Source organism: Citrobacter sp. wls716, assembly GCF_005280975.1.
GTDB classification, from domain to species: domain Bacteria; phylum Pseudomonadota; class Gammaproteobacteria; order Enterobacterales; family Enterobacteriaceae; genus Citrobacter; species Citrobacter youngae.
The window spans coordinates 48,818-75,325 of the sequence record NZ_SZWX01000031.1; the positions used below are offsets into that span (position 1 = coordinate 48,818).

Genomic DNA, 26,508 nt, shown 5'->3' on the forward strand with positions numbered 1-26,508 from the left:
TTTTGTGTCTGACGTTGTCCGAGAACATCCGGCTAAATCCGGTGATTATTGGTATACGTTTAGGTATACGGTAGGATGTATACCTAAAAACGTATACCAATTCATGAAGGAGCGGCCACAGTGGCACGGACAACACGCCCCCTGACCAACACCGAAGTTCTGCGCGCTAAGGCGTAAGAGAAGGATCTAACGCTGCACGATGGCGACGGGCTTTTCCTGATAGTGAAAACTAGTGGCAAAAAGCTCTGACGCTTTCGCTATCAACGTCCGGTAACAAAGCAGCGGACAATGATGGGGCTCGGTGCCTTCCCCGCCCTATCGCTTGCTGATGCCGAGGATTAAGAGCGGATTACCTTGCCTTATTAGCCAACGGACTCGACCCGCAAATTCAAACTGAAGTTGCAGAGGAACAGCAGCAAATAGCACTGGACAGTATTTTTTCAACGGTCGCAGCTAACTGGTTCCAGCTCAAAAGTAAAAGCGTTACCCCTGATTACGCAAAAGACATTTGGCGCTCACTGGAGAAAGATGTATTCCCTGCCATCGGTGAGATCCCCGTTCAGCAAATCAAAGCCCGGACACTGGTTGAAGCTCTTGAGCCAATCAAAGCTCGTGGGGCGCTGGAGACAGTTCGTAGACTGGTACAGCGTATCAACGAAATAATGATTTATGCGGTTAACACTGGCTTGATTGATGCCAACCCCGCATCAGGTATTGGTATGGCTTTTGAGAAACCCAAAAAGCAAAACATGCCGACGCTTCGGCCAGAAGAGTTACCAAAACTCATGCGTTCTTTGGTGATGTCAAATCTCTCTGTTTCGACTCGCTGTTTAATTGAATGGCAACTCCTGACGCTTGTGCGCCCTTCTGAGGCCTCCGGTGCTCGTTGGGCAGAAATCGATCTCGATGCAAAGCTTTGGACTATTCCAGCCGAACGGATGAAGGCGAAACGTGAGCACATAGTTCCTCTCTCAACTCAGGCATTAGAGATTCTCGAAGTGATGAAACCAATCAGCGCTCACCGTGAACATGTTTTTCCCAGCAGGAATGATCCAAAGCTGTCAATGAATAGTCAAACGGCTAATGCTGCGCTGAAAAGAATTGGTTATGGTGGAAAACTTGTTGCACACGGCTTGCGTTCTATAGCCAGTACTGCAATGAATGAGGCAAGTTTTAACCCAGATGTAATTGAAGCTGCATTGGCACATAGTGATAGGAATGAAGTCAGACGCGCATACAACCGTTCTGACTACTTAGAGCATCGAAAAGAGCTGATGTCTTGGTGGGGATCTAAGATATCCATATTTAAAGTTTAATTAAAAAAGGAAGAAAAGCATGGAATTTATTGATGAGCTGGATTTAGCTATATCACTGTGGACGCAGGATGGAGTTGCTCAATCCATTGAAAAATCAACACCAGATAGCTTGTTTATGCTTGTTGAAACTTTATACTTTATAACAAGAAACCAAACCCCTTACCCAACAACAAACAATGAAAACTTTTCTTTCATCGCCAACTCATCCTTAAGTGGAGGAGTATCTAACTGTGCTAATTTACAGTGCCGCCTTAATAAATTAGATGAGTTGGTTTCTTTCGCTTCTTTGTATGCTGATGTCATATATATAAACAACCCATTTGAACTACTTTATATTTCATGGGAAGATTTGAGATTCAACTATATAAAAACAGAATTACTAACAGCAATATGCCAGTACTTCTACTTAAAACCCTATCTTTCATTAGGAGTTATAAAATATTCAAGTGGGTACATGTCACTTTGCTCCCATCATCATGAAACACTAGCCAAACCACTTTCTGAAAGAATAAATAAAAAGGAGCAGGAATTAACTGCGATTTTTAACGAGTATTTTTTATCTAACTGCACTATTTCGTTAGACAAATTTGAGAATGGAGAAGTATTCATCGAAGTGCTTGATAAAACCAATATTCTTGAGCATGGAAGGTCATATCTCCATTTTGATGGGAAACCAAACTCAAAACACTTAAGGAAGTTATCCAGAAAAAATACTAAGCATGTATTCTCTCGCAAGGAAATTGAAGAAGAAAACATACTTCCCTCACTTGTATTTCCGTTAGTAAATGACATTATTGAACAAGAGTGGATTTCGTATTTTTATAACTCCTCGCTTTTACTTGATAACAAAGATAAAATCAAAGTTGCAAGTCAGTTAAATACTGAAACAATGTCTATTAATTCTACCACCTTCACTGAGTCTATAAATCATTACCTACCTACCATTCATTGTCGAGATCCATTAGAAATAATTAAGCTAAGAGAGCGAGAGGAGGAATCGTTTAAAGTTTATAGAGATAAACTACATAGACTATTGCTTGACGCACCGAAGCAAAAGCCTGAAATATTCCCTGAAATATTCAGGGATACAGTCCTGCCTGAAATAAATTTAATTAATAAAAAACTTAAAGACTATCAAATAAAAAAGAGAAACAGTCTTCGTGATAAATTAATTTTTGGTTCTGGAGCGGTTGCCTTTGGGCTGTACTCAGGCGTTTTACCTTCAAATATAGGAAGTATATTAGCGGCTATAGGTGGCGGTAGTGCCATCGTAAGTTCAATGATAGATTACAAATCAGCTTTTCTCAGCAAAGATGAGATACGATCCAGTGACTATTATTTTTTGTGGCAACTTTCAAGGTAACTATGAACAACGGACTTCCACATCAACCGATACAGGCTCACCGATAGTGATATGGTCATTCGTTGTCATTTTTTTACAATCACTCGCGCGCAATGCTCTCCCCGCCACGCCTGCCCGCTTCGTGGGGCGCTTTTAATGCAGGTGCGTGAAGGGGCTAAGGCCGCGCCAGTGCTGGCGCGGCAGGGTGTGGAAAATTCAGGGTTTTGCATGAAAAGCCATGCAGCGTAGGCATGCATGGCTATTTTTATTAAAAAGACGGGTATTTTCGGGGCGTTTTATGCGGATTTTTTGCGGGTCTGCGCGGCCTGTCGGCGCATGAAAATCTGACTCTGTTCTTTTGCCCGGTTGTCGTCTCTCGATGCTCTGTCAGGCCGGAAACCGATGGTTGTCAGAATGTCGCGATCTTCCTCTGCGTAATCAATATTTCCTCCGCGGGTTACATGAACGGACAGCGCTTCGCGAACACTGGCGGCCGCCCGGTCGAGAGCCCGTTCTCTGACGATGTCAGGTTGTTCGCTGAGATGCAGTAATTCCGGTGCCAGCGCGTCGCCGCTTACCTGCATAAAAGCGTGGAGCTGACGCCGGATACTGATACGCTGCACGGCCTCATGTGACCGGATGTACTGCCCGGCCGACTGATTTACCGCCCATTTTTTCAGGTCAATATCATCCCGCAGCGCCTGTGCGGCCTCCGGTTCATAACGGGTGCAGGTCAGCTCCAGCTCTTTCAGCGCCATTTCAGCCCGTGCCAGTGCTGACTTGCTGCTGCATAAAGTCATGGAGCCGGTTGCGAATGCTGATGTGCGCCAGCCCACCAAAATTCTCCATCGGTGATTACCAGAGTCATCCGATGAAGTCCTAAGAGCCCGCACGGCGCAAGCCCTGCGGGCTTTTTTGTGCCCGTTACAGACCGAGAACATCCAGCCAAATCCAGAGAAAATTGGCACCTATGCCGTCATGCTTTCATTGTTTATCAGCGTTGCCAGGCGCTTAATCTGTTGTCCTTTGCTATCAAAATTACCCTCATCAAGCCACAGAGTGAACGCTTCGCGTAGCGCTGGGTATTCACTATCAATGATCGAATACCACGCGGTGTCCCGATTACGCTGGTGCACAACAACGGCCTGCCGGAATATGCCTTCAAAGGTAAAACCAAAGCGTGTTGCTGCCGCACGAGAAGGCGCATTAAGCGCGTCGCATTTCCATTCAACGCGGCGATACCCCAGCCCCTCAAAAACATAGTCTAACAGCAGCGACATGACCTCCGTTGAAACCCGCGAACGTTTCATGCGTGATGAATAGGTCACCCAACCCACTTCTATTACGCCATTCGATGCATCAATGCGCATAAGTGCCAGCGTGCCGACAGCCTGCATGCTGGCCAAATCGATTACAGCAAAATGCATGGGGTCGGTCTGCGTCGCAATCTTCGTTAAATAGCTTAAGAAAGAATCAAAGGTCGTGAATGGCCCTGTCGCGAGATAGGTCCAGTCGCGAGAGTCAGGCGTATCGCAATAGGCGTCATAAAGCGTCTTTGCGTGGCGTTCGACGTTAATACGCTCAAGTTTGCAATAACGACCGGTGATCTGCTGAGCCGTAGGAAATCGCGCACCTTGCCAGTCAGGTAACGCTAAACCAACGGGTTGCTGGAATTCATTAAACGTGGATGACATGCTATTTACCTCTTATAATAGAGTGTCAAATGACTGCAGAGTAAGAGACAACTGACAGGGTAAAAAGAACCACAATGGATGTTTTTAACAGATCCACATGACGATGCTATACCGAACATCAGCACCGTATTGCTTATCCGCAATTAAAAAATGCCGGTCATGCCACTGTTGTGGAAATAAGAAATACTGACATTATTACGTGCCATCGCTATCAGCATCAAAGCGACGCTACATGGCATGGGCAAGACGACGAATACCCTCAACAATAACCTCTGGCGGGTGATTCGCAAAACCGATCATAATCCCCTGCCGGGAGATATCACCATGATAATAATGACTCAATGATTGAATCCCCATCCCCAGCATTCTGGCTTTCAGTTCGACCTCATCTCCGGTCAACCCGGCATGCAACCAGCAGACAATATGCACCCCAGAATCAGAAGGCTGAACGGTCATTTTATCGGCAAGATAGCATTGAATAGCATTGACCAACGCCGTTCGCCTCTCGTAGCATGCCTTACGAACCCGTCGTACATGGCTGGCGTAATGTCCTTCTTCAATAAAACTCGCCAGTACCGCCTGCTCAAGATAACTGGAGCCAATATCGGAAAAATATTTTGTCACGATAAACTGTTCTTTTAATCCTGGCGGAACAACTAAAAAACCTAAACGAAATTCTGGGTACATCATTTTTGAAAATGTCCCTGAATATATTACCCGCTGATGCTGATCTAATCCCTGCAAGGCTTGCAAAGAGCGTGCGGCATAACGAAACTCACTATTGTAATCATCTTCAAATATCCATGCCCGGTTAACCCGAGCCCATTCCAGTAGCTCAAGTCGTCGGGATAAACTGAGTGTCCCGCTAAGCGGGTACTGATCGGAAGGAACAACATAGGCCAGTTTCGCATGAGAGAAATGATCAATGCCGTATTGAACATTCATTCCTTCGTTATCCACCGGCACAGGTCTCACAATTGCCCCTGTTGACATAAATACCCCACGCGCACCTTTATAACCAGGGTCGTCCAGCCAAACGTCATTTCCTTTTGTAAGCAACGCCCGGGCAGTAATATTTAACGCCTGCTGAATACCGTTTACGATAATTATCTGATCTTCACTACAGTTAACCCCTCGCGTTGTTTTCACGTAGTGACAAATTGCTTTCCGTAAGGGATAAAAACCGCAGGGGCTGGTATGAGAGCCTAGTTGATGCCGGGATTGTCTCCAGACTCGTCCCAGTAACTTGCCCCATAATGAATGAGGAAAGAGATCGGTACAGCCCACACCGACGGCAAACAGACGGTTCATTTCACGCCCTTCAACATCGCCAGACCATAAACCACGAACGGATACGATATCCGCATTTAGCTGCCCATCAACAGGCAGTTCATCCCCTTGCTGTAATTCAGGATAGAGACCGCTAATGCTGCGGTCAGGAAGACTTGGCGTGACAAAGGTTCCAGCGCCTTTGCGCGTCTGAATATACCCTTCGTCTAACAGTCGGTCATAACCCGCAATTACCGAGTTCCGTGAAATTGACATCATCTCGGACAGTCCCCGGGTTGAGGGTATCTTTGTCCCTGGCGGCAAACGACCTTCTACGATTGCGTTGCGTAGCGCATGGTACACCTGTTCCTTAATAACGCCTTGCTCTAAAAAAAGCTCCTGAAATAAAGGTGCACTATTTTTTTTCATTGCACTCACTCTTACGTTAAAAGTGGATCCTGGAAATATTTGCAAAGTGTCTCTTTGCGGTGGCTTACGCAATATTTAGGATAACCGCCATAGAAAACCACTCTGACTAAAATTATCAGGAGACCTATGAGTAACCAAAACACAACTGCGCCGATTACTATCGAACCCGTCACCCAGCAAGACTACGCGGGCTGGCTACCGCTTTGGATAAATTACCAGATTTTTTACCGTACTGAAATTTCAGACAAGGTCACACAATTAACCTGGGGGCGTTTTCTCAATCCTGTGGAGCCTGTTTTCTGCGCTGTCGCAAAATCTGACGGTAAAATTGTCGGTCTGGTACATTATCTCTTTCACCGCTCAACCTGGGCGGAGTCTGATTATTGCTATCTGGAGGACTTATTTGTTAGTGAAGAAACCCGGGGCAAACACATCGGCAAGCAGCTTATCGAGTATGTTCAAAAACACGCCCGCAAGCGCCATGTGGCAAGATTATACTGGCACACACATGAAACAAACCTCCGCGGTCAGCGCCTTTATGACTGGGTTGCCAGCAAGAGTGGGATGATCGAGTACCGTATGTAAAATAAATAATACCCATTTAATCGGGTAGTTCTATGTAAACATCCCCCCGTACTGTACCTTCATTTTTCAACACATCGTCTGCGGCTCTGTTTCGCAAAGCCGCAGAATCCGAAATCATCAGATTTCTGAGACCAAATACCCGCTACGCTAAAAAGTGATATATTCATATATTTTAAACTTTCCATCAATAAACAAACATTAATTTTCAACACGTTGCACATATCTTACTGCTCATGGGTTTTATTTTCACATAAAATGTCCCTACACTTGTTTTGCATCTCTATATTGCCGGAGCAACCTCTAAACAAGCCGCCGGGTTGCATCGGTGCGGCATGAGATAATATATCAGTAAATATACTTTCGCATACTTTTGGGTGATATCAATTTGGCTAACTGGCGATCTGGAGATGTTTGAGGAGCTGGGTAGTAAAATAATAATGTAACCAGGCGGGATGTTTTTCCCAACATTAACGCGTTACTTTCACACATAAAGGAGAAAAACAGGGTGCCGGAATAGCAACTTACGCAGCCCTGGCTTTGTCATAGTCTCCTGTTTTATTATTAATAATTAACCCTAAAAATATCGAGTGACAATGCAATTGCTCTAAATGTAGTTCATCCACCAAAGAGATATATAAAATAGCCAGAGTTTTAAATCACCTTGACGCCTATACAAATTGTTACCCTAATAACAATGTTATACACACCTATCCCGACCAAGGAGAAATAAACAGTAAGACATCTTATTTTTGCAGTTTTAAAAAACTACTATTGTTTTTCTTAGAGAGAGCGATTAAAGGTTTAATTTAACAGCATAACTATAAATCCTGTGGCTCTGGAACAGCAGAGCCACAGGCGTTTGACACTAATCAGGCTTTACTGGGTATTGCACCTACGGCATGCGAACCTTTTACGGTCAACGTCACCACAGCGGAACATAACAGGGCGGCGATCATAAAGATAAATGCACTGTTGTAACTTCCGCCGCTGCTTTGGATAAGCCAGCCAATAATCGGCGCAGAAACCACCCCCGCCATCTGACCGCCAAAGTTAACAATACCGGAAGCCCGCCCCATGATATTGCTGGGGATGGTATCCATTAAAATGCCCCAAAATGTCGCCATGGAAAAAAACATAAACAGCGCAGAGATACACTGATAAACCACCGCCATATCCGCACTGCTCACGCTGAAGGTCAGATACAGGAAGCCCGCCGCAATAACCGACGTCACGACATACAACGTCTTGCGCATCGGTTTGAATTTATCTGAGCAATATCCGCCGATTAATGTCCCACCCGCGCCAAACAGGAACGGAATTGCCGCCATCACCCCTGTCTTCGCCAGTGAGAATTCACGCACGGTAATCAGGTAGCTTGGCAACCAGGTTGAAAACCCCCAGAAGGTGATATCAAACAAGAACCAGATACTGGCCATCTGCCAGAGCACCGGCATCCTGAGCACGTCTTTAAACGCGATAGCGCTCGTATTTTGCAGGCCGCCCTGATCGTCAGCGGCTAAATCGGCCAGATCCTGTTGCGTAATCGCAGGATGATCTTTCGGGTTGTCACGTGTGAATAAGTAGATACCCGCAGCAATAAACAGGCCCGGGATCCCCAGCACAATAAAAACCATGTGCCAGCCAAACGCCCCGATAATACTTGCAGCGACCACTACCGCCAGTGCGGGGCCTAAGGTATTTACCGTTGACTGAATTGCTGTAGCTCGACCGCGTTCTTTCGAAGGGAAATAGGTGGAAATCATTTTCCAGGAAGCTGATGGGAAGCACCCTTCGCCAATACCGAAGAAGAAGCGAACAGCCAGCATCAACGGCAGCGTTAATACCGCACCGGTTAAGCTGGTGAAAACTGACCACCAGGCAATACCAATAGCCATAATTTTACGTGAGCCAAACTTATCCGCCAGTAAACCACCGGGGATTTGGAACGCGGCGTAACCAATGAAAAAGGCGCTAATAATTAAACCTTGTTGAGTTGTATCAAGATTTAAATCTTTGCCGATATAAGGCAACGAAACGCTCATGACCATTCTGTCGAGGAACGAGAGTAGCCATGCCAGCCAGATTAATGTCAGGACGGTATATCTTGCTTTCCAGGTCTTAGGTTTACCTGAAGGTAAAGATGTTTGTAGGTTCATTGTGATGTCCTTGGGGTGTAGTGATCTACCGCGGCCATAAATGGTCGCGATAGATCCATGCGTGTTTAGCGTTATTTATTAATATTGTTTTCTGATAACAGTACCGCTACAGGCATAACTTTCCGTGCCATTAATTAAGGCTATGCGTCCATTAACCATCACGATTTCAATCCCTTCCGGATACTGATTAGGTTCAACAAATGTCCCCTTATCCGCAATAGTCTTGGGATCGAACATCACAATATCCGCCGCATACCCTACCTTCAGCAGTCCGCGATCCTGCAGACCCAACACCTCAGCGGGTTTGCCTGTCATCTTGCGGATTGCCGCTTCCCAGCTCAGGCATCCTTCTTCACGCACGTATTTACCCAGCACGCGCGGGAAGGCGCCAAACACACGTGGGTGTGGTTTACCCGCGCCCATCAGTCCGTCAGTGCACACGTTCTGTTCCGGCCGGCAGAGAAACTTAATGACGTGTTCTTCAGTGCCGTAAAAGTCGACCATGCCAACGGCGTTTTCTTCTTCAAACAACAGATCGAAGGTAGCGTTGTACGGATCTTTACCGCGCAATTCCCCCAGTTGAACAAGGTTCAGACCAACAGCATCCTGATTTTTCTCTGTCTTGACGCTGGTGACAAAAATCTGATCCAGGCCTGCAAAATCAATGAAGTTATCCCAACCAGAAATGCCCTGCTGGATATCCTCTATCATTTTTGCGCGCAATTCAGGCGAGGCCAGACGCTCAAGTAATTTGTCCGTCCCGCCAGAGTGGACCCACGGAGGCAGGATCACGCCGAGCATGGTGCTTCCCGCCACGTACGGATACTGGTCGTAAGAGATACGGATCCCCTCTTCCTGGGCCTGCTCCAGCATGCCCAACATCTGGTCAATCAGCCCCCAGTTTTTCTTCCCACAGACTTTCATATGTGAAATATGCAACCAGACGCCGGTGGCTTTAGCGATATCGATCAGTTCCTGCGTTGAACTGATGATATCGTCAGCCTCACTGCGCTGGTGTACCACAAAGATCCCGTCATATTTCGCCGTGACCTTGCACAACTCAATCATTTCAGCGGTATCACCAAAAGCACACGGCATATAGATAAGCCCAGTTGAAAGACCAAACGCGCCGGCTTTTAGCTCACGTTCAAGGACTTCACACATCTTCGCCACATCTTCACGCGTGGAAGGGCGTCCATCCAGGCCCATCGCTTCCATGCGTACGTTACCGTGTGGCACCAGATATGCCAGGTTTGTCGCCGGATGTCGGGATGCCAACAGGTTGAGATAACCGTCCGTGTTTTTATATTTCCAGTCAATTTTGTCGGTGTCGCCGTCCAGTCCGGCAATATTTTTACGCCATGCCGGAATATATTCCTCCGGCAATGGTGCCAGCGCTACGCCATCCTGCCCCAGCAACTCGGTAGTAATCCCCTGGCGGATTTTCGCTGACAGCGCAGGATTAATAATGGCTGACAGATCAGAGTGTGTGTGAGTATCAATAAAGCCCGGGCAAATAATTTTCCCTGTTGCATCAATAACCTGTTTATTGATGCCAACATCAATTTGACCAATTTCGACAATATGCCCTTCATCAACCATTACATCGGCAATTCGGCCTGGATTACCCGTTCCATCAATCACATTTCCGTTTTTAAAAATGGTTTTCATCGTTATTCTCCATTGCGGTGCCGCATAGCAGCACCACCTGTAAAGTAAGAGGTATTTATCTTTATTTTTTAACGGCGATAGAGTGTCTGGATGATGCTGTAATAGCCGCGGGCCGATCCGGTCAACTGATCAATCTCGATATACTCGTCGATGGTATGCGCCAGGTTTTCACGCGACGGCCCAAACCCGATGGTTTTGATCCCCGCTTCCCCCGCGTAGTGGCTGCCATTAGTGCAAAATGAGTACTGAGTAATCGTTGGCGAGAAACCCGCTTCGCGAACGCCTGCCAGAGCGGCCTGCACGAACTCGTCAGACTCGTCATAAACCCAGCCAGGGAAGAAACGCTCACCCTCAATGGTGGCTCCGGTATAGCAAGACTCCTTGCCAACCGCGTAAGAGACGCGGGCTTTGAACTGCGGGTCCTGGGCGGTTAGCTCCGCAAGTGCATTTTCCAGTGGCGCAATAACACTTTCTTTGGTTTCGCCCACCAGCAAGCGGCGATCGTAAGTGGCGCGGCAGTAATCCGGCACCACTGATGCGCCAGGATACGGCGACGATTTAATGTCTGTCAGTTCCAGGATACCGGGGCCAAGAACCGGGTGGGTTGGCGGAGTGATGGTGCGAATTTTGTCGATCAACTGCGCCATTTTGTACACCGCGTTAATTCCTGCCTGCGGGTTGGCGGAGTGGGCAGGTTTACCAAAGGTTTCAACCACAATTTCAGCACGACCACGCTGGCCGATTTTCAGATTCAGTTCAGAAGCTTCGCCAATAATGACGTAATCAGGCTGATAGCGCTCACTGACCAGACGAGCGGCAATGCCTTCAAAACACTCTTCATGAACGATACAGGCGACGTAAATTTTCCCGGCGAAATTACGCTGAGTATCCTGGCCGAAAAAACCTACGGCGGAGATCATCGCAGCAACAGCACCTTTCATATCGGTGGTGCCACGACCATAAATTTTGCCATCGTCAATATCACCGCCGTACGGGTTGCGGGTCCACTTCTCTTCGTTCACCGGCACAGTATCGATATGACCATCCAGAACCAGCGTTTTCCCCGGCTGATTTCCCACAATACCGCCAACGATATTGCCGTATTTATCAACATGGATGTCGTCGAACTGGTAATGCTGCATCATTATTTTTATGGCATTTACCACGTCCCCTTCCTGACCTGAATAACTTTTTTGCTGGATCAGCGCCTGGCAATTTTTAATAACTTCTTCAATACGGGTTGCAGATAACATGGGGTTTCTCCGTTAATACTCTCAATCAGGAAATTATTTATTGATGCCCGGGTACTGACCGCCCCAGACAATATCCAAATATTGTTGCGGGTCGGTATCACCTTCAGTACTTATCAGCAACACGCGGGAATGCTCATCCAGACCCAGTTGCTCACGGGTTTGGGCCAAATCCGGGGAGGTCATCAACAGCGCCAGAAGACCTGCCGTGACGGCCCCAGACTCGCCTGAAATAATTTGTGGGTCGCCCGCCAGCGGGTTGCCCAACATACGCATGCCCAGCGCCGCGACTTCATCAGGGCAGGAAGCAAATGCGGTGGCATAATCACGCAGTAACTTCCAGCCAATGCTGTTTGCCTCACCACAGGCCAGACCCGCCATCACGGTCTGTAAATCACCGCCTACCGCAACAGCATCCCCCTCTTTTGCACGGGCTGAACGGTAGAGACAGTCGGCAATTAACGCTTCGGCGACGATCACTTTCGGACGATTTTCGCCCCATGCGGCCGTCACCATACCCTGCACCATTCCCGCAAATGACCCCACACCGGCCTGAACGAAAACATGCGTCGGGGCGACCTGATGGAGTTGATCAATCGCTTCCAGCATCAGCGTGCCGTAGCCCTGCATAATCCACTGCGGGATCTTTTCGTACCCTTCCCAGGCCGTGTCCTGCACAACGATCCAGCCATACTTTTGCGCCTGATCTGCGGTCATACGCACGGCATCGTCATAGTTCATATCCACGATTTCCGCGGTAGCGCCTTCATTGCGGATAGATGCCAGCCGCTGCTGTGAAGATCCTTTCGGCATGTAAACCACCGCATTTTGCTTTAGCTGGCGCGCCATCCACGCCACTCCGCGCCCGTGGTTACCATCGGTGGTGGTGGCAAACGTCACGGTCTTCAGGTCATGGCGTACTGCTTCACTGGTCATGACATCAAACGGCAATTCACTGATATCCTTCCCCACTAATTCCGCGATATGGCATGCCATCGCGTAGGCGCCGCCCAGCGCTTTGAACGCTTTCAGGCCAAAACGTTGAGACTCATCTTTGAGGTAAATATTTTTTACGCCCAGTTTTTGTGAAAGTGCCGGCAACGTATACAGCGGTGTTGGAGCGTATCCCGGAATAGACCGATGAAAATTCAACGCTTTTACCAGTTCCTGGCGACTAAAGGGGGCCAGAGGTGCGTTAGGGTGCTCGGTAAACGGCGTCTGGTTGATAAAAAATGATAAGTTTTGCTGCATCATAAAACCTCATTATCCTGGTAATTCATTCCCTGTAATCGGTGTAATACAGAGTTATTTACGCTATCGGTAATCCATAAAAGCAAAATGCTTACCAGTTTTTTAGAGAATGAGGAAAAAACTAGAAATAATTTAATAAATTCTTTTATTTCAATAAATTAATCAACTTTTAATGGTAGCAAGGTAAAAACAGCCGTCATTAGTTTATCGCCTGGTTTTGATAAATTCTCATAAATGATAAATAGTGTGATCACGAAGGATAAAATTAAAAAAACATCCAAAAACAATACGCTAGATTGATTTTTCGCAAATCAATTTTGCAATGATTCGCCTATTTATCATTTTCCTTGAGAAATGAGACACCTTACCGGAGAAGTATCATGATTTCAGTACTGAGCAATATCCAGGATGATATATGCAATTATGCCGACGCTATTTCCGGCATTACCGGGACTGATGTAGAAATCATTGATGAATCTTTAATGCGCATTGCTGGCACCGGTAAATACCGACATATGCTCAATGAGAACGTGGCAAAAAATGGTTATATCTATCGGCATGTTTTGCAGGTCCGTGAGACGGTTTTGATCAAAAACCCCGGTGAACATCCTCTATGTCAACTGTGTGAAAAACACCATTACTGCTCTGAAATGCTGGATTTGAACGCCCCTATTTTTCTCAATAACCGCGTCATTGGGGTGATCGGCATTATTTGCTCAACGCAAACACAGCGTGACACTTTGCTTAGCCAGATCGATAAATTTGTCACGTTTATAGAGCAAATTGCCGTCATGATCTCCAGTAAGGTCTTTGAATGCCTGGAACGCTTACGCGCGCAGGAGACGCTCGGTGCCTTTCGTCGTCTGATTGATGCAATGGATCGCGGCGTTGTGGCCATCGATGGCAAGGGCCGCATCTGGCATGCCAACCATTCAGCAGATCGCATACTTAACCGTGAAGTTCAGGGATTACCTCTGACCATTGAAACGACCGGAGACAGTTTGTATGGCGATGAGGAAGCATGGCTGACGCTTGAAGGGCAAAAACACCATGTGCTGTGTAAACAAATCTCGCTCTCGTCACTGGATAACGACCGATTAACTATGGTTATCTTTCGCGATGCGCACGACTATCTGAGTACGATTGCTCCCTCGCCCTATGAGTCTGACACACAGGTACGTCTTATTGGCCATTCCCCCTCAATGGAACAACTCAGAAGTACCATTAGCAAAATCGCCAACAGCTATGCCAGTGTACTGATCACCGGGGAAAGTGGTTCAGGTAAAGAAGTTGTGGCATTTGCTATTCATCAGAGCAGCCCGCGTAAAGCCGCCCCTTTCGTGACCATCAACTGCGCCGCTATCCCTGAACAACTCCTGGAAAGCGAACTGTTTGGCTACGTACGCGGCGCATTCAGCGGTGCCGATCCCAAAGGCCGTGTGGGGAAATTTGAGCTGGCCAATGGGGGTAGCCTGTTCCTCGACGAGATTGGCGATATGCCACTGCATTTGCAGGCCAAGCTGCTCAGGGTACTGCAGGAAAAAGCCATCACCCGTGTGGGGTCTAACAACACCATCAATATTGACGTGCGGATTATTGCCGCAACCAACAAAAACATCAGCGCGATGGTCGAGAATAATCAGTTTCGTGAAGATCTTTTCTATCGCCTGAACGTGGTCCCTCTGGTACTTCCTTCCCTGCGTGAACGCCGGGCGGATATCGCCGTCCTGGCACAATATTTTGCCGATGAATTTTCGCTAAGCTATCAGCGACCGCCGCAAAAACTTCCCGATGATGTTATTAACCGCCTTTATGCCTGGCACTGGCCGGGCAACATCCGTGAACTGCGCAATGTCATCGAGTACATTTTTGTCATGCGCGGAGAAGCCGCCGGGATCAACGCCAGCCATCTGCCCCCTTACCTGCTTACCGCAGCCGATGGCAGAAAAAGCACAATGATGGCGCAACCTCGCCAGCTTGCCCACCAGGGCAAACAAGCAGAAAGAGATGCCATTGAAAACGTCATACAGCGATTTGGTTCAAGCGTTGAGGGTAAGAAACAAGCCGCGACAGAACTGGGGATCAGCATTGCGACGCTGTACCGAAAACTAAAACTCTATGGCTTATGAGCCTCGCCTTCTCAACGACAAAATCCGCATTATCCAATACTGCCGATCATCAATGCTCGCTTATCGGCCTACGGTTTACAGGCTTTAGTAGGCCGGATAGGGCGTCAGAGCCGCCATCCCGCAGGTACAGCAAAGTCCCTTATGGTTGAGCGCTTTTAAAATTAAAACTCGCCATTCCCGCTATCTCAGATCGGCAATCAACAGGCACAGGATCTGAGTTTTTGGGAATAATTTCGCGAAAATGGAGAGAAAACGGTGATTTTTTTCGGTTAAGCTATGTGCATGCTTTGGCGCTACCACAAGGTCAAATTCACTCTTCAGGAACCAACCCGTAATGGCTAAAAGTATTCCGCAGCTGCCGCATGATCCCCATATGTGTCGTAGCTATGAAAAAAAGACTCGTAGCCCACTGGCACTCTATTCAGAGTATCAGCGTATGGATGTCGAGTTGCGGGAGCCGCTGGCCATGACTTACAGTCACTGGCATGGCCAGGTTGAAGTGAATGTGCCATTTGATGGTGATGTTGAGTACCTGTTCAATGACGAAGTGGTACAGAGCAAACAAGGCTTTATCACACTGTTCTGGGCGTGTACTCCTCATCAGCTCACGAATGCCGGGCACTGTAAGCAAATGGCTATCTTCAACTTGCCCATGCATTTATTTTTGTCCTGGCCGCTGGATAGAGAGCTGATTAATCACGTAACGCACGGCAGGGTGATTACCTCATCGGCATCCCAGCAGCTTAGCGTTTTTGAGGTTCAACGTTGGCAAAATGAACTCAACAGCGATAACGAACAGATTCGTCAGTTAGCCATTGATGAAATCGCCCTGATGCTCAAGCGGTTTAGCCTCTCAGGCTGGCGGACAGTATTGGGAAACCAAACTGCACGAACCCAGAAGAATAGCATTTCGCGACATTCACAATTTTACGTCAGCCAGATGCTGGAATTTATTGCCGCCAACTGTGACAAATTGCTGACCGTCGAGGCCATTGCCGATCACGTCAAACTTAATCCTAATTATGCGATGGGTATCTTTCATCGCGTAATGCAACTGACGATGAAACAATATATTACGGCGATGCGCATCAACCATGTACGGGCATTACTCAGCGACACCGATAAAACCATTCTGGATATCGCGATGATTGCGGGTTTTCGCTCCAGCAGTCGATTTTATAGCTCATTTCATAAATACGTCGGTATGCCGCCTCAGCAGTATCGCAAGCTCAGCCAGCAACGCCGAAATCATCCACCTTATGCGGAGGGATAATTGACTATCAAATCTATCTCTTATTTTACTGCTGAAATATGAACATCATAATAGCAGGCCAGAAAAGATCGCCTGAAACAGTTAATAAAATAGAGTTCGTTCAACAACTCACGTAACTACGCCACTCCGTTATTGATTGGCCTGTAGCAGGTATTTCTTTGGCTTGTTCAACCGTTAACGATTGGGATGGAATTATGGAACAAAATAGCTGTACCTCACACTACAGAAAAAAACTCTCTTTCTTTTGGTCAGTATTACCTATGGTGATCATGCTGGGCGGGATTAGCATCGGATATTTTATATTCAATATTCGTGCCGAACCTATGATCCTGATGGGAACGGCAGCCGCTTCATTTATCGCCATTGCTCATGGTTATACATGGGATGATATTCTGCAATCGATTTGCAATAAAATATCAGAAGCACTGCCAGTCATTCTGATTGTCGCCAGTATCGGGTTTTTGATTGGTTCCTGGATGGTATCAGGTACCATCCCGATGATGATCTATTATGGTTTGAAGTGGATTAACCCTCAGTATTTTTATATTTCAGCATTTATGCTGGGGGCATTGATCTCAGTGTGTACCGGCACCTCATGGGGTTCCATTGGTACCGTCGGAATTGCCATGATTGGTGTCGCCATTGGCCTTAATGTCTCTCTGCCCATCGCCGCTGGAGCCATTGTTTCAGGTTGCTGGTTTGGCGATAAACTCTCGCCGGTCTCTGATTCAACCAATATGGCGGCACTGGCTGCCGGTGTAAATCTGTACTCCCATATTGGCCATTTGCTGTGGACTACCGGTCCGGGATTCATTATTTGCTGCGTGGTTTATAGCTATATGGGAATGGGCATTGATGCCGCTGTCAGTGCACCAGAAAATATCACCCAGTTAATGAACGCTATCGGCCAGATTTATCAGTTCAACCTTCTGTTGTTGCTACCACCGATTATAGTTTTGTACGGCTCACTGTCGAAAAAACCGCCTATCCCGATGTTGTTTTTGTCCACCATCGTATCAATGATTCTGGCTCTGGTTTTTCAACAATTCAGCGCATCTTCGGTCGGTGAATCCGTGGTCAGCGGCTTTAAGCTCGCGATGCTTACCGGAGACCCTGTTCCTGCACTGTCATCTGATGTCTCGCGCTTATTAGAGCGAGGCGGCGCAATCTCTATGTTCAGCAGTTTTGTGACCGTCTTCAGCGCCTTTAGTTTTGCTGGTGCCATGAGTGCGACTGGCTCCCTGCACACGGTTATTAACGCGCTGACAAAAGGGGTTAAATCAACATTCCGCCTGGTCGCTACCACCATTGTTACGACGTTCACCATCTGCGCCTGTACCGCCAATGGAACCTTACCGTTGTTATTGTGCGGCGATGCCTTTAAAGATGAATACAAAAAACGTGGACTGGCCGCGAAGAACCTTTCGCGAACCACCGAAGATGCCGGAACCGTTGTCGAACCTATTATTCCATGGTCTGCTTCTGGTGTTTATTGCGCCACGATGCTGGGCGTGACAACTCTTGATTACCTGCCATGGGCAATTCTATGTTACAGCGGCGTCATCTTTGCATTGCTGTGGGCAGCAACCGGTATTGGCATTGCTAAATATGAGTCTAATGAACTGACTACCAATAGAGTTGAACAAGAATCATAAAGTGATAAATAGCTAAAGACAGCTATCACCAGGGGTATTTTACTATATCAACCAGATATGTACATGACGTGTGCATAAAAATCTCTGGTTTATTTCACGCGGCTTAAATTATTTATTTTCAGAGACTATCCAGGAGTTAGCAATGTCTTTATTTGATGATATTGTCACAAGGAATGTTAATTGTCGTAAATACGGACAATTACAACAAATGTACGGTACCAGCGATGTATTACCACTATGGATTGCGGATATGGATTTTGTGACGCCAGAACCCATCATGAATACATTACGCACAGTAGTAGAGCAGCCTGTTCAGGGCTATAACCTGGATTATCCGCAATGGAAAGAATCCGTTGTCCAGTGGTACGCAAAACAATATGATGCCGAGATTAAATCGCACTGGCTGCATTTTGTTCCCGGTGTCATAAAAACCATTGTCATGTCCTTGCTGGCACTCACCCGCACGGGAGACAATATATTAACCTGTACCCCAATATATGACCCCTACCCTAACCTAGTGAAAACCAGCGGCAGACATTTACTCCAGACCCGCCTCATTGAAAAAGACGGTTGCTATGAATTTGACTGGCAAGATTTCAGCGAGAAACTTAAACAGTGCAAAATGTTTCTTTTTCCCTCGCCACATAATCCTGGTGGAATGGTGTGGTCACGGGAAACGCTTGAAAAGATCAGTCACTATTGCCAGCAGGCCGGCGTCATCATTCTCTCCGATGAAGTGCATAGCGATTTAACCCTGCCAGGTAAGCAACACCGGCCCTTTTTTACCCTTGATGACGCAGCAGGGTGTCAGTCAATCGTACTGACCTCTGTCAGCAAGACCTTCAACACGGCGGCGATACAGGGAGGGATAGCCATTATAAAGAATGATGAACTGCGTCACCGGTTCTATCATTTTCTCGATAACTGTTATCTTGCAGAGACTCACTCACTGCAACAGGCAACGATTTATAGCGCCTATACCCATTGCGGTGACTGGCACCGGGAATTATTGGCTTATCTGGCTGATAACGTGGCATTTGTTAGAAATGAAATCGAAATGCACTGTCCGTTGATTTCAATTGTCTATGGTGGCGCATCCTATCTGCTCTTTCTGAATGCCGAAAAAATGGCGCTTAGCGAGACGCAGCTAAGCGATTTTTTTGTCCATGAAGCCAGACTTGGCCTGTCACCAGGGTCACAATATGGTCCAGGCGGAGAGGGGCACATGCGTCTGAACGTTGGCTGTCCGCGCGCCATACTGGTAGAGGCGATGAACAGGCTAAAAGCGGCATACCAGAAACGGCTGAACGCATAACGCAGGCCGCTACGCTTGCCCTGCTTCGTCAGGGCAAAATTGCCCAAAGATATTGACCGAACTGCTATAAAGTCTTTCCCTTCTGTCGGCTGGTGTTAAACTGGAAAGTGTGATCTTCATCATAACCTGCTTAAACAGAGAAAAGAGACACTGCTATGCAACATATCATTGAGGGCTTCCTCAACTTCCAAAAAGAGATTTTCCCTCAACGTAAGGAACTCTTCCGCAGCCTGGCATCCAGCCAGAATCCTAAAGCGCTTTTCATCTCCTGTTCTGACAGCCGTCTGGTGCCAGAGTTAGTGACGCAGCAAGAGCCAGGACAGCTTTTCGTTATCCGTAACGCCGGTAATATCGTACCGTCTTTTGGCCCGGAGCCTGGTGGCGTGTCTGCTACCATTGAGTACGCGGTCGTTGCTCTAGGCGTGACTGATATCGTTATCTGTGGTCACTCCAACTGCGGCGCGATGAAAGCCATCGCAGAAAGCCAACCCCTGGATCCGATGCCTGCTGTCGCCCACTGGTTGCACTATGCCGATGCCGCGAAAGCCGTGGTTGAAAAGAAAACCTGGGCTAACGAAATCGATAAAGTGAATGCCATGGTAGAAGAAAACGTAATTGCCCAGTTGAACAACATTAAAACGCATCCTTGCGTGGCTGTTGGCCTGCGCAACAACGCGATTCGTCTGCACGGCTGGGTCTACGACATCGAAAGCGGAGAAATTCGTACTCTGGATAAGAACAGCAAGACTTACGTTTCACTGGCCGATAATCCACACGTCCATTTCGAGTAAAGCTGCACTGGAGCACGGATGCTCTGGCAATCCTCCCACTACGATTTCTGTTAGTAGACAAACACCCCTCATGCGACTAGCTTTTACACTAGCCATCGGTGTGGCTGTCGTGGAACCCGCAATAGATTAAGCGATAAAAAGGAGCAGGTACGCATGCGAACGAAAAATAACAGACTGATTAATATGTTATTTTTTCATGAGTCGTGGGATATTATGATCCTGAAAAATAATGGTTCGCATACCTTTCCCACTAACACGCTGGACATTCTAAACCGCACCCGAGCCCAACAGCTCAAAAAGAAATATACCTTTCAGGCCGATCCTTTCATTATTGAAAAAGACAATAAAGTTTATGTTTTTTATGAAGCATTAAGCTTTCGTAATTCGCAAGGTATCCTGCGCTGCCGTATCCTTGATGCTAACCTGGTTGAGCTTGAGGATGTGAAACTCGACGGTTTTGATAACCTAAAATGCCATCTATCATTTCCTTTTTTATTTTACAACAACGATCAGCTTTTCATGATCCCGGAGTCTTCAGAAAGGAAAGAGGTTATCTTATTCCAGTCGCTAGATTTCCCTACGCGCTGGAAACAGGTAAAAGTATTAGTACCTGATCAGGCGCTCACCGATAACGTCGTCGTTTCGTTGCATGAAAATCTTTATCTTTTATCCACCACGATGGAAGATGAGTTAGTTATCCATACAGCCAGTGATGTAACCGGGCCATGGCAAAAAATAGTGCCAACGCTTAACCTGTCGAATCAACACCCCCGAGGCGCTGGCGCACCACATTGCGTTGAGAATAGACTCTATTTCCTCACCCAGGAATGCACACCAGAGACGTACGGAAAGTCGGTTTATATCAAAGAGTTAATCACGATTAATGCATCCAGCTTTGATGAGCATTTGATTGCGCAGATCGATGCCAGCATCAACCAAAGCGAGGGCGTCCACACGCTGAACTTCACCGATAACTATATCGTGTATGATAGTAAGATAAGCAAATTCAGCCTGTTTTCTATACTTAAAAAAATATCTTATAAATGCAGGGTGAAATACCGGAATTATTACCTTAACCGACGCCGCCAATAACATTTATTTATGCCGGTGGCATTAATGAATTAATGATTGTTTGCAAAAAAATATCTGGAGACTGTATGGCAATTTTAGTCACTGGTGGTGCTGGTTATATTGGTTCACATACCGTGCTGACGCTTCTGGAAAGAGGTGATGATGTTGTGGTCATCGATAACCTTTCCAACTCCTCACAAACATCCCTGGACCGGGTTGCGGAACTGACCGGCAAAGCGCCCATTGTTTATATTGCTGATGTGCTGAACAACGATATTCTGAAAACGATTTTCTCTAACCATAACATCACCGATGTCATTCATTTTGCTGGATTAAAATCAGTTTCAGAATCAATAAAAGAGCCGCTTGCCTATTATGACAATAATGTCACCGGCACGCTGGTTTTACTGCGTGAGATGTTAGCTGCGGGGGTGAAGCACTTTATTTTCAGCTCTTCCGCCACGGTATACGGCAACCCGGAAAGCGTTCCATTAAGTGAACAATCGCCAACCGGTGGTACCACCAATCCGTATGGCACATCAAAATTCATGGTCGAGCAAATTCTGGCAGACTTTTCCCGCGCACAGCCCGATTTCCGAATCACCTGCCTACGCTACTTTAACCCAGTTGGCGCGCATCCATCGGGCAGGATTGGCGAAGATCCGAATGGTATCCCCAACAATCTGGTACCGTATATTTCTCAGGTGGCGATTGGCAAACTGGAAAGCGTGTCGGTCTATGGAAATGACTATCCAACCCCTGACGGCACCGGTGTGCGTGATTACATCCATGTGATGGATCTGGCAACTGGCCATTTAGCGGCACTGGATTGCCAGGAAAAAGGTGCGGCATACAAAGTCATCAACCTCGGTACCGGTATCGGGTATTCCGTACTTAACCTGATTGCAGCCTTCGAGAAAGCGGCGCAAACCCGCATTAATTATAAGATTGTGGCCAGAAGGCCCGGGGATATTGCCGAGTGTTGGTCAGACCCGTCGTTAGCACGAAAAGAGTTGGGATGGCAGGCCATCTACACCCTGGATGAAATGATACGCGACACCTGGAACTGGCAAAAAAACAATCCAGATGGCTATCACGTTTAATTTTTAACGATAAGGAGCCTGGTTGCCAGGCTCCTTACTATGGCAGGCTATTTCACCGTTACCGCAGAGACGCGATACCAACCGTTGCTCTGCTTCCCTTCATTGGCAAAGTGAATTCTTGCCGCACCGGTTTTATCCACTATCGCCGTCTCAATAGCATATTTCCCTTTCGGCAGCGTCCCGGGCATCGGCATCGGGTAACTCAGTGAGTACTTTCCGGGCAGCCAGTGACGTATATCTTCCGGGGCATTCCCTTGTGCCACCACCTTATTGGCCTCATCGACCAGACGAAATGCCAGCGTATAGGGCAAGTAAATCGGCGCGTTACCCTCATTATACCAGGTGCTTGTCAGGGTGAATTCTTGTCCACCTTCCCAGACGGACTCGTGGCTCAGAGATGCTAAGCGAAACCGATAGCCCAGTTTTGTCAGTGCCTCGTCGACAATCGGACGATACTCACGGGGCACTGTTCTCGATTTCAGGTTAATCGTACTGGTATGTTGCTTCACCGCCCAGTCAAAAATCCCCTGCACCTCCGCTCGCGTATAGTGAAACGTATTTTTCCAGTCCTGCATGTACGAGCAGATCTCAAAGCTCACTGGCGCATGTTTCCAGGCATCATTAAATCCTGAATAGCTTTTCTGTGCGGCCTGTAGCCGTTGCGGATAATCATCCGCCATATGGTTCCAGGAAGCAGAAAACACGCGGAGATCGCCCAGGCAGTCCGCACGCCAGCCTGCCCCGCGCGCGACCGCATTCGCCAGACTTTGCCCACCACTCATCAGCATGATTTTTGGCGTACTGGGGAAAGCCGTAAAATGCATCGTCACATAGCGGTCCAACTGCGCCGTGGTATAGCGCTCCAGCAATGGCTTCAGCATCGGGAAGTTGCTGTTATGCCACTCTCCCCACGACCCCACCATGCCGATATCCACGAAAGCCAGGTTCTCGTTACCATCATAGCGTTTACCCATCGCGTTCAGCAGGCGCTGGCTATATTCAATAAATAGGGGATCGTCTAAATCAGGGATAAAGGTTTTTTTGTCAGGCGTCCAGGTTCCCTTTACGCCTTTGTTAATCAACCAGTCAGGAATTTGTGAACCGGTTTCCGGCTCAGCAAGCGCCATAAACCGCAGTCCGACGTTCATCGCCGGTCGATGCGCCGCGGCATACTTAAAAGCGTCATCAACCAGTGCAAAATTGTACTGGCCTTCGACAGGCTCAAGGTCACGCCAGTAAAAGCGCTCATATTCAAAGCCGGTGTCGGGATAATCCGCCAGTCCAAGCGTTTCACCATATCCTTGATGAAAACTGGCGACCCCGATACCTGGGTTTGTCAGTGGGCCCGTCAATGCTTTGGGGGTTACGGTCGTTAATGCGGCCAATACCGTCAGCGGACAGAACAGACACAACAGCGCAGAAAACCATTTACACTTCATCGCAGTGACGCCCTCCACAGGTTTGATAACACTAGCGGTCTTTCAGGCTTAACCACCAGTCCCAGATACCAACGTGAAAATGTTGGAATACATCAATACCCAATGCGGATTTGATCATATATAGCGTCAGTAATACGCAGCAGGTGACAAACAACGTGCCTAGCAGCAGCAAAAAAGTGAGCAACATGGTCGATAAGGTCGACTCCTGACGATGCCGCTGACGTAAGTCTCTGCCGAATAAAAAAACCAGATAAAAGCGTTTACCGAAAAATGGAAAACTTCTGCGAATATCGATCCGATGTCTTGATGCCAGAGTGCTGGCGACGATCGCTTTCTCGATCCCGTCTTTTTGTTCCGGAGTCAGTCCCTCCGATATATGCTCATCAAGTTGCGCATAAAATCGTTCGATGACGGGGGGGCGATTCTGAGGACTGGTCAAAATTAACCTATATCTTTATCAATTGAGTGATAGACATTGACTGTTTTTCTGGCAATTTCCTGCCAGTCATAATTTTGCAAATAGACACGATAGTCCACGCTATTTGCGCTGGCCCAGGCGGTTAATTTCTCAGCAAGGCTGGACAATGAGCCGACCCGAAAATAGGCCTCAGACGGCAACTGCACTTCCAAATTTGCGGGAATGTCGCTCACCACCGCCGGAAGGGAATACGACATCGCCTCCAGAAGTGCAATCGGTAGCCCTTCATGGTAGGAAGGCATAACGAACAGCCTGGCCTGCGAAAACACCGCCTGAAGTTCATCTCCCCTTAAAAAACCGGTCATCACCACACCAGGGGTATCAGCGGCAAGTTGCTTGAGTCGAATACTGTATTCCGTTGGGTGATCTGCATCGCCAATGAGCACTAGCGGCTGTTGCAAGCCACTTAGTTTGTACGCAGAGATGGCATCATGCATCCCCTTTTCTTCCACAAACCGTCCGACCACCACGAAATAGTTTTTCGCCTCGAGTCCAAAGCGGGAAAGCGTGGCATGAAGGGTTTGATCTGACAACGGACGGGGCTTATTGACGCCGTTGAAAATCAAATGCGCATCATAGCGAGCATGTTTTTTCTGAATTAGTTGGTTAATAACCTCAGAAATCACTATCACCTCATTGGCATATCTCACCGCCCAGCGTTCACCCAGCAGCAATATTTTTTTGGCGACGAATCCCCATTTTTGACGATCGTAATCAGGTCCGTGGTGGGTAAAAACCACCTTCTTACCTAACACGCGTAATAATGGGATCACCAAACCCGGTCCTATCGCATGGACATGCACAATATCAGAACGGTCGACACAGGTTCTAAACGCCGCTAAAACGGAATGCACAATCGCTTCCAGTGACCGTTTTTTGGGAGCCCATAGCGCATAGGTCTCAACTTTCTTATAAGAAGATCGTTTGTAGCTAACATACGGCGAGCGGGCGATCACACAAATATCAACGTCAAACTGTTGTTTAATCGCCGGATAAAGATTCTGGCAGTGGGTTTCCACACCGCCCAATACATCCGGAATACCGCGGGTACCAAAAACCGTTATTTTTTTACTCATTCTATGGCCTGCCCAGAAGTTCTTTATATAACGCCTGTAAGGTATCCATATGTTTGCTAAGCGCATATTTTTCACTCAGGCGTGCGCGCCCCCGTAAGCCCATGACACGAGCTTTATCCGGGTCATCAACCAGAGTATCCATCGCCTTCGCCAGTTCCTGCGCATTACCCGGCTCAAATAAAACCCCTTCAATACCGTCACGTATTTGTTCGGGGATCCCGCCAATGCGCGCCCCGATCACCGGTTTCGCGAAAGACATCGCCTCCAGCACCGCCATTGAGCAGTTTTCATAACATTCAGAGGGGAGGATCACCACACGGGCATGCTTAATGAGCTGATTGAGGGCATCCCCTTGTTGTACATAACCTAAAAACTCAGCTTCCGGGTATTTCGCCACTAACTCGTCATGCAACGGACCGTGCCCCACTATTTTCAGCGGAGCCGGGTTACGCATTTTCTGATGAGCGGCCAGCAACGTTGCCACACCCTTTTCACGGCTCAGGCGGCCGAAGTACAGTATATAACCGTCATCGACGACCTCATCGATGGGCTGGCTATCATCAACACCATTGACGATCACATCGATTCGTGATTTCGGCAACGTGCGGAGTAACACGCCGCGTAGAAAGACGCTCGGTGAAACAATGACATCCAGAGCCTGATAATTTTGGGCAATGTATTGCCAGGTCGCTTCTAACGAGAGCAGCAAGCTTTTAGAGGCAGAGCCTTCCTGGCAGCGATAGCGGAAGGCATTGAAAACGGTACCGGTGATACAGGCATCACACACCTTCCCATCGCGTAACATAGAGTATGCAGGACAGACAATCTTATAGTCGTGCGCCGTCAGCACCGTTTTACAGCCAAAATTGCGCGCCACTTTAATCAACGCCGGCGTCAACTGATGGTAAATATTATGAAAGTGAACGATATCAGGGCGTTCTTTTTGTAAAAGCGCCAGCATTTTTTTGCAGGCCTGGGTGTTATGAATAAAGTTAACCGCGGTTTTGATGCCCCCCAACAGATTACTCTCTTTATGGTAATCGACATTGCTGACGAAATAATCCGCATAATCAGAGGGGAAATTTTTCTCATGCTGCATGGAAAAATCAATGACCTGCACACCAGCCTGTTTCAGCATGTCGCGTTCTTGAAAATAAACCGTTTCCGCGCCGCCTTTGATGAAAAAAAACTTGTTAACTAATAATACTTTCATGG

At 47.5% G+C, this 26,508-nt stretch carries 21 protein-coding genes and 1 pseudogene; 10 read left to right on the forward strand and 12 right to left on the reverse strand.

From position 1 onward, the window contains the following. The first annotated feature begins 120 nt into the window (after positions 1 to 120). Positions 121 to 1,316, forward strand: a pseudogene (locus tag FDX24_RS10330) (integrase domain-containing protein). Positions 1,317 to 1,335: 19 nt separating this feature from the next. Further along, complete coding sequence (locus FDX24_RS10335; RefSeq protein ID WP_137364259.1) at positions 1,336 to 2,679, forward strand: hypothetical protein; 1,344 nt, start codon at positions 1,336 to 1,338, stop codon at positions 2,677 to 2,679. Between the two features lie 275 nt (positions 2,680 to 2,954). Here FDX24_RS10335 and FDX24_RS10340 read toward each other — a convergent pair whose 3' ends face one another. The 4 genes from FDX24_RS10340 to FDX24_RS10350 form a co-directional block, all read right to left on the reverse strand. Further along, complete coding sequence (locus FDX24_RS10340) at positions 2,955 to 3,458, reverse strand: phage polarity suppression protein (protein WP_371414769.1); 504 nt, start codon at positions 3,456 to 3,458, stop codon at positions 2,955 to 2,957. Next, positions 3,418 to 3,507 (reverse strand): phage polarity suppression protein, encoded by a 90-nt coding sequence (locus FDX24_RS23845; RefSeq protein ID WP_371414770.1) that lies wholly within the window; start codon positions 3,505 to 3,507, stop codon positions 3,418 to 3,420. The genes FDX24_RS10340 and FDX24_RS23845 overlap by 41 nt, the downstream gene beginning before the upstream one ends. Before the next feature lie 119 nt (positions 3,508 to 3,626). Next, positions 3,627 to 4,352 carry a GNAT family N-acetyltransferase gene (locus tag FDX24_RS10345; RefSeq protein ID WP_137364260.1) on the reverse strand — a complete coding sequence of 242 codons (726 nt, stop codon included), beginning with the start codon at positions 4,350 to 4,352 and terminating at the stop codon, positions 3,627 to 3,629. A 228-nt stretch (positions 4,353 to 4,580) separates the two neighbouring features. After that, positions 4,581 to 6,050 (reverse strand): PLP-dependent aminotransferase family protein, encoded by a 1,470-nt coding sequence (locus FDX24_RS10350; RefSeq protein ID WP_116360818.1) that lies wholly within the window; start codon positions 6,048 to 6,050, stop codon positions 4,581 to 4,583. Positions 6,051 to 6,176: 126 nt separating this feature from the next. Between FDX24_RS10350 and FDX24_RS10355 the strand changes: the two genes are divergently transcribed. Beyond that, the gene (locus FDX24_RS10355) at positions 6,177 to 6,635 is read left to right on the forward strand and encodes a GNAT family N-acetyltransferase (RefSeq protein ID WP_137364261.1); all 459 of its coding nucleotides are present in this window, start codon (positions 6,177 to 6,179) and stop codon (positions 6,633 to 6,635) included. A gap of 869 nt (positions 6,636 to 7,504) precedes the next feature. Here FDX24_RS10355 and FDX24_RS10360 read toward each other — a convergent pair. The 4 genes from FDX24_RS10360 to dpaL all read right to left on the reverse strand — a co-directional run bounded on the left by FDX24_RS10360 (position 7,505) and on the right by dpaL (position 12,963). Further along, complete coding sequence (locus FDX24_RS10360) at positions 7,505 to 8,791, reverse strand: MFS transporter (RefSeq protein WP_137364262.1); 1,287 nt, start codon at positions 8,789 to 8,791, stop codon at positions 7,505 to 7,507. 78 nt (positions 8,792 to 8,869) lie between these two features. Next, positions 8,870 to 10,462, reverse strand: a complete 1,593-nt coding sequence (locus FDX24_RS10365; protein ID WP_137364263.1) for an amidohydrolase family protein — start codon at positions 10,460 to 10,462, stop codon at positions 8,870 to 8,872. 68 nt (positions 10,463 to 10,530) lie between these two features. Beyond that, the gene (locus FDX24_RS10370; protein ID WP_048212963.1) at positions 10,531 to 11,715 is read right to left on the reverse strand and encodes a YgeY family selenium metabolism-linked hydrolase; all 1,185 of its coding nucleotides are present in this window, start codon (positions 11,713 to 11,715) and stop codon (positions 10,531 to 10,533) included. 33 nt (positions 11,716 to 11,748) lie between these two features. After that, positions 11,749 to 12,963 carry a diaminopropionate ammonia-lyase gene (dpaL, locus tag FDX24_RS10375; protein ID WP_124021042.1) on the reverse strand — a complete coding sequence of 405 codons (1,215 nt, stop codon included), beginning with the start codon at positions 12,961 to 12,963 and terminating at the stop codon, positions 11,749 to 11,751. A gap of 380 nt (positions 12,964 to 13,343) precedes the next feature. On the opposite strand from dpaL, the gene FDX24_RS10380 reads away from it, so the two are divergent. From FDX24_RS10380 to galE, 7 genes are all read left to right on the forward strand, one after another. After that, positions 13,344 to 15,092: a sigma-54-dependent Fis family transcriptional regulator gene (locus tag FDX24_RS10380; RefSeq protein WP_137346407.1), complete on the forward strand. Its 1,749-nt coding sequence runs from the start codon at positions 13,344 to 13,346 to the stop codon at positions 15,090 to 15,092. 334 nt (positions 15,093 to 15,426) lie between these two features. Further along, the gene (gene melR, locus FDX24_RS10385; RefSeq protein ID WP_048212965.1) at positions 15,427 to 16,365 is read left to right on the forward strand and encodes a transcriptional regulator MelR; all 939 of its coding nucleotides are present in this window, start codon (positions 15,427 to 15,429) and stop codon (positions 16,363 to 16,365) included. 194 nt (positions 16,366 to 16,559) lie between these two features. Then, positions 16,560 to 18,020, forward strand: coding sequence for a Na+/H+ antiporter NhaC (gene nhaC, locus FDX24_RS10390; RefSeq protein ID WP_137364264.1), 1,461 nt, complete (start codon positions 16,560 to 16,562; stop codon positions 18,018 to 18,020). Positions 18,021 to 18,162: 142 nt separating this feature from the next. Continuing rightward, positions 18,163 to 19,335: a MalY/PatB family protein gene (locus FDX24_RS10395; RefSeq protein WP_137364265.1), complete on the forward strand. Its 1,173-nt coding sequence runs from the start codon at positions 18,163 to 18,165 to the stop codon at positions 19,333 to 19,335. Positions 19,336 to 19,490: 155 nt separating this feature from the next. Beyond that, positions 19,491 to 20,126 carry a carbonic anhydrase gene (locus FDX24_RS10400; protein WP_005122990.1) on the forward strand — a complete coding sequence of 212 codons (636 nt, stop codon included), beginning with the start codon at positions 19,491 to 19,493 and terminating at the stop codon, positions 20,124 to 20,126. Positions 20,127 to 20,279: 153 nt separating this feature from the next. Then, positions 20,280 to 21,218 carry a hypothetical protein gene (locus FDX24_RS10405; RefSeq protein WP_137364266.1) on the forward strand — a complete coding sequence of 313 codons (939 nt, stop codon included), beginning with the start codon at positions 20,280 to 20,282 and terminating at the stop codon, positions 21,216 to 21,218. A 65-nt stretch (positions 21,219 to 21,283) separates the two neighbouring features. Continuing rightward, positions 21,284 to 22,300, forward strand: a complete 1,017-nt coding sequence (gene galE / locus FDX24_RS10410) for a UDP-glucose 4-epimerase GalE (protein ID WP_061068412.1) — start codon at positions 21,284 to 21,286, stop codon at positions 22,298 to 22,300. Positions 22,301 to 22,347: 47 nt separating this feature from the next. Here galE and FDX24_RS10415 read toward each other — a convergent pair whose 3' ends face one another. From FDX24_RS10415 to FDX24_RS10430, 4 genes are read right to left on the reverse strand one after another with little or no spacing between them, the layout of a single operon-like run. Continuing rightward, entirely contained in the window at positions 22,348 to 23,739 is a 1,392-nt protein-coding gene (locus FDX24_RS10415) for a DUF4832 domain-containing protein (RefSeq protein ID WP_115601614.1), read from the reverse strand. A gap of 31 nt (positions 23,740 to 23,770) precedes the next feature. Then, positions 23,771 to 24,178, reverse strand: a complete 408-nt coding sequence (locus tag FDX24_RS10420; protein ID WP_101742956.1) for a hypothetical protein — start codon at positions 24,176 to 24,178, stop codon at positions 23,771 to 23,773. Between the two features lie 2 nt (positions 24,179 to 24,180). Beyond that, on the reverse strand, positions 24,181 to 25,293 hold the full coding sequence (locus FDX24_RS10425) for a glycosyltransferase family 4 protein (RefSeq protein ID WP_048212972.1): 1,113 nt from the start codon (positions 25,291 to 25,293) through the stop codon (positions 24,181 to 24,183). 1 nt (position 25,294) lies between these two features. Further along, positions 25,295 to 26,506 (reverse strand): glycosyltransferase family 4 protein, encoded by a 1,212-nt coding sequence (locus FDX24_RS10430; protein WP_048212973.1) that lies wholly within the window; start codon positions 26,504 to 26,506, stop codon positions 25,295 to 25,297. Positions 26,507 to 26,508 lie beyond the last annotated feature (2 nt).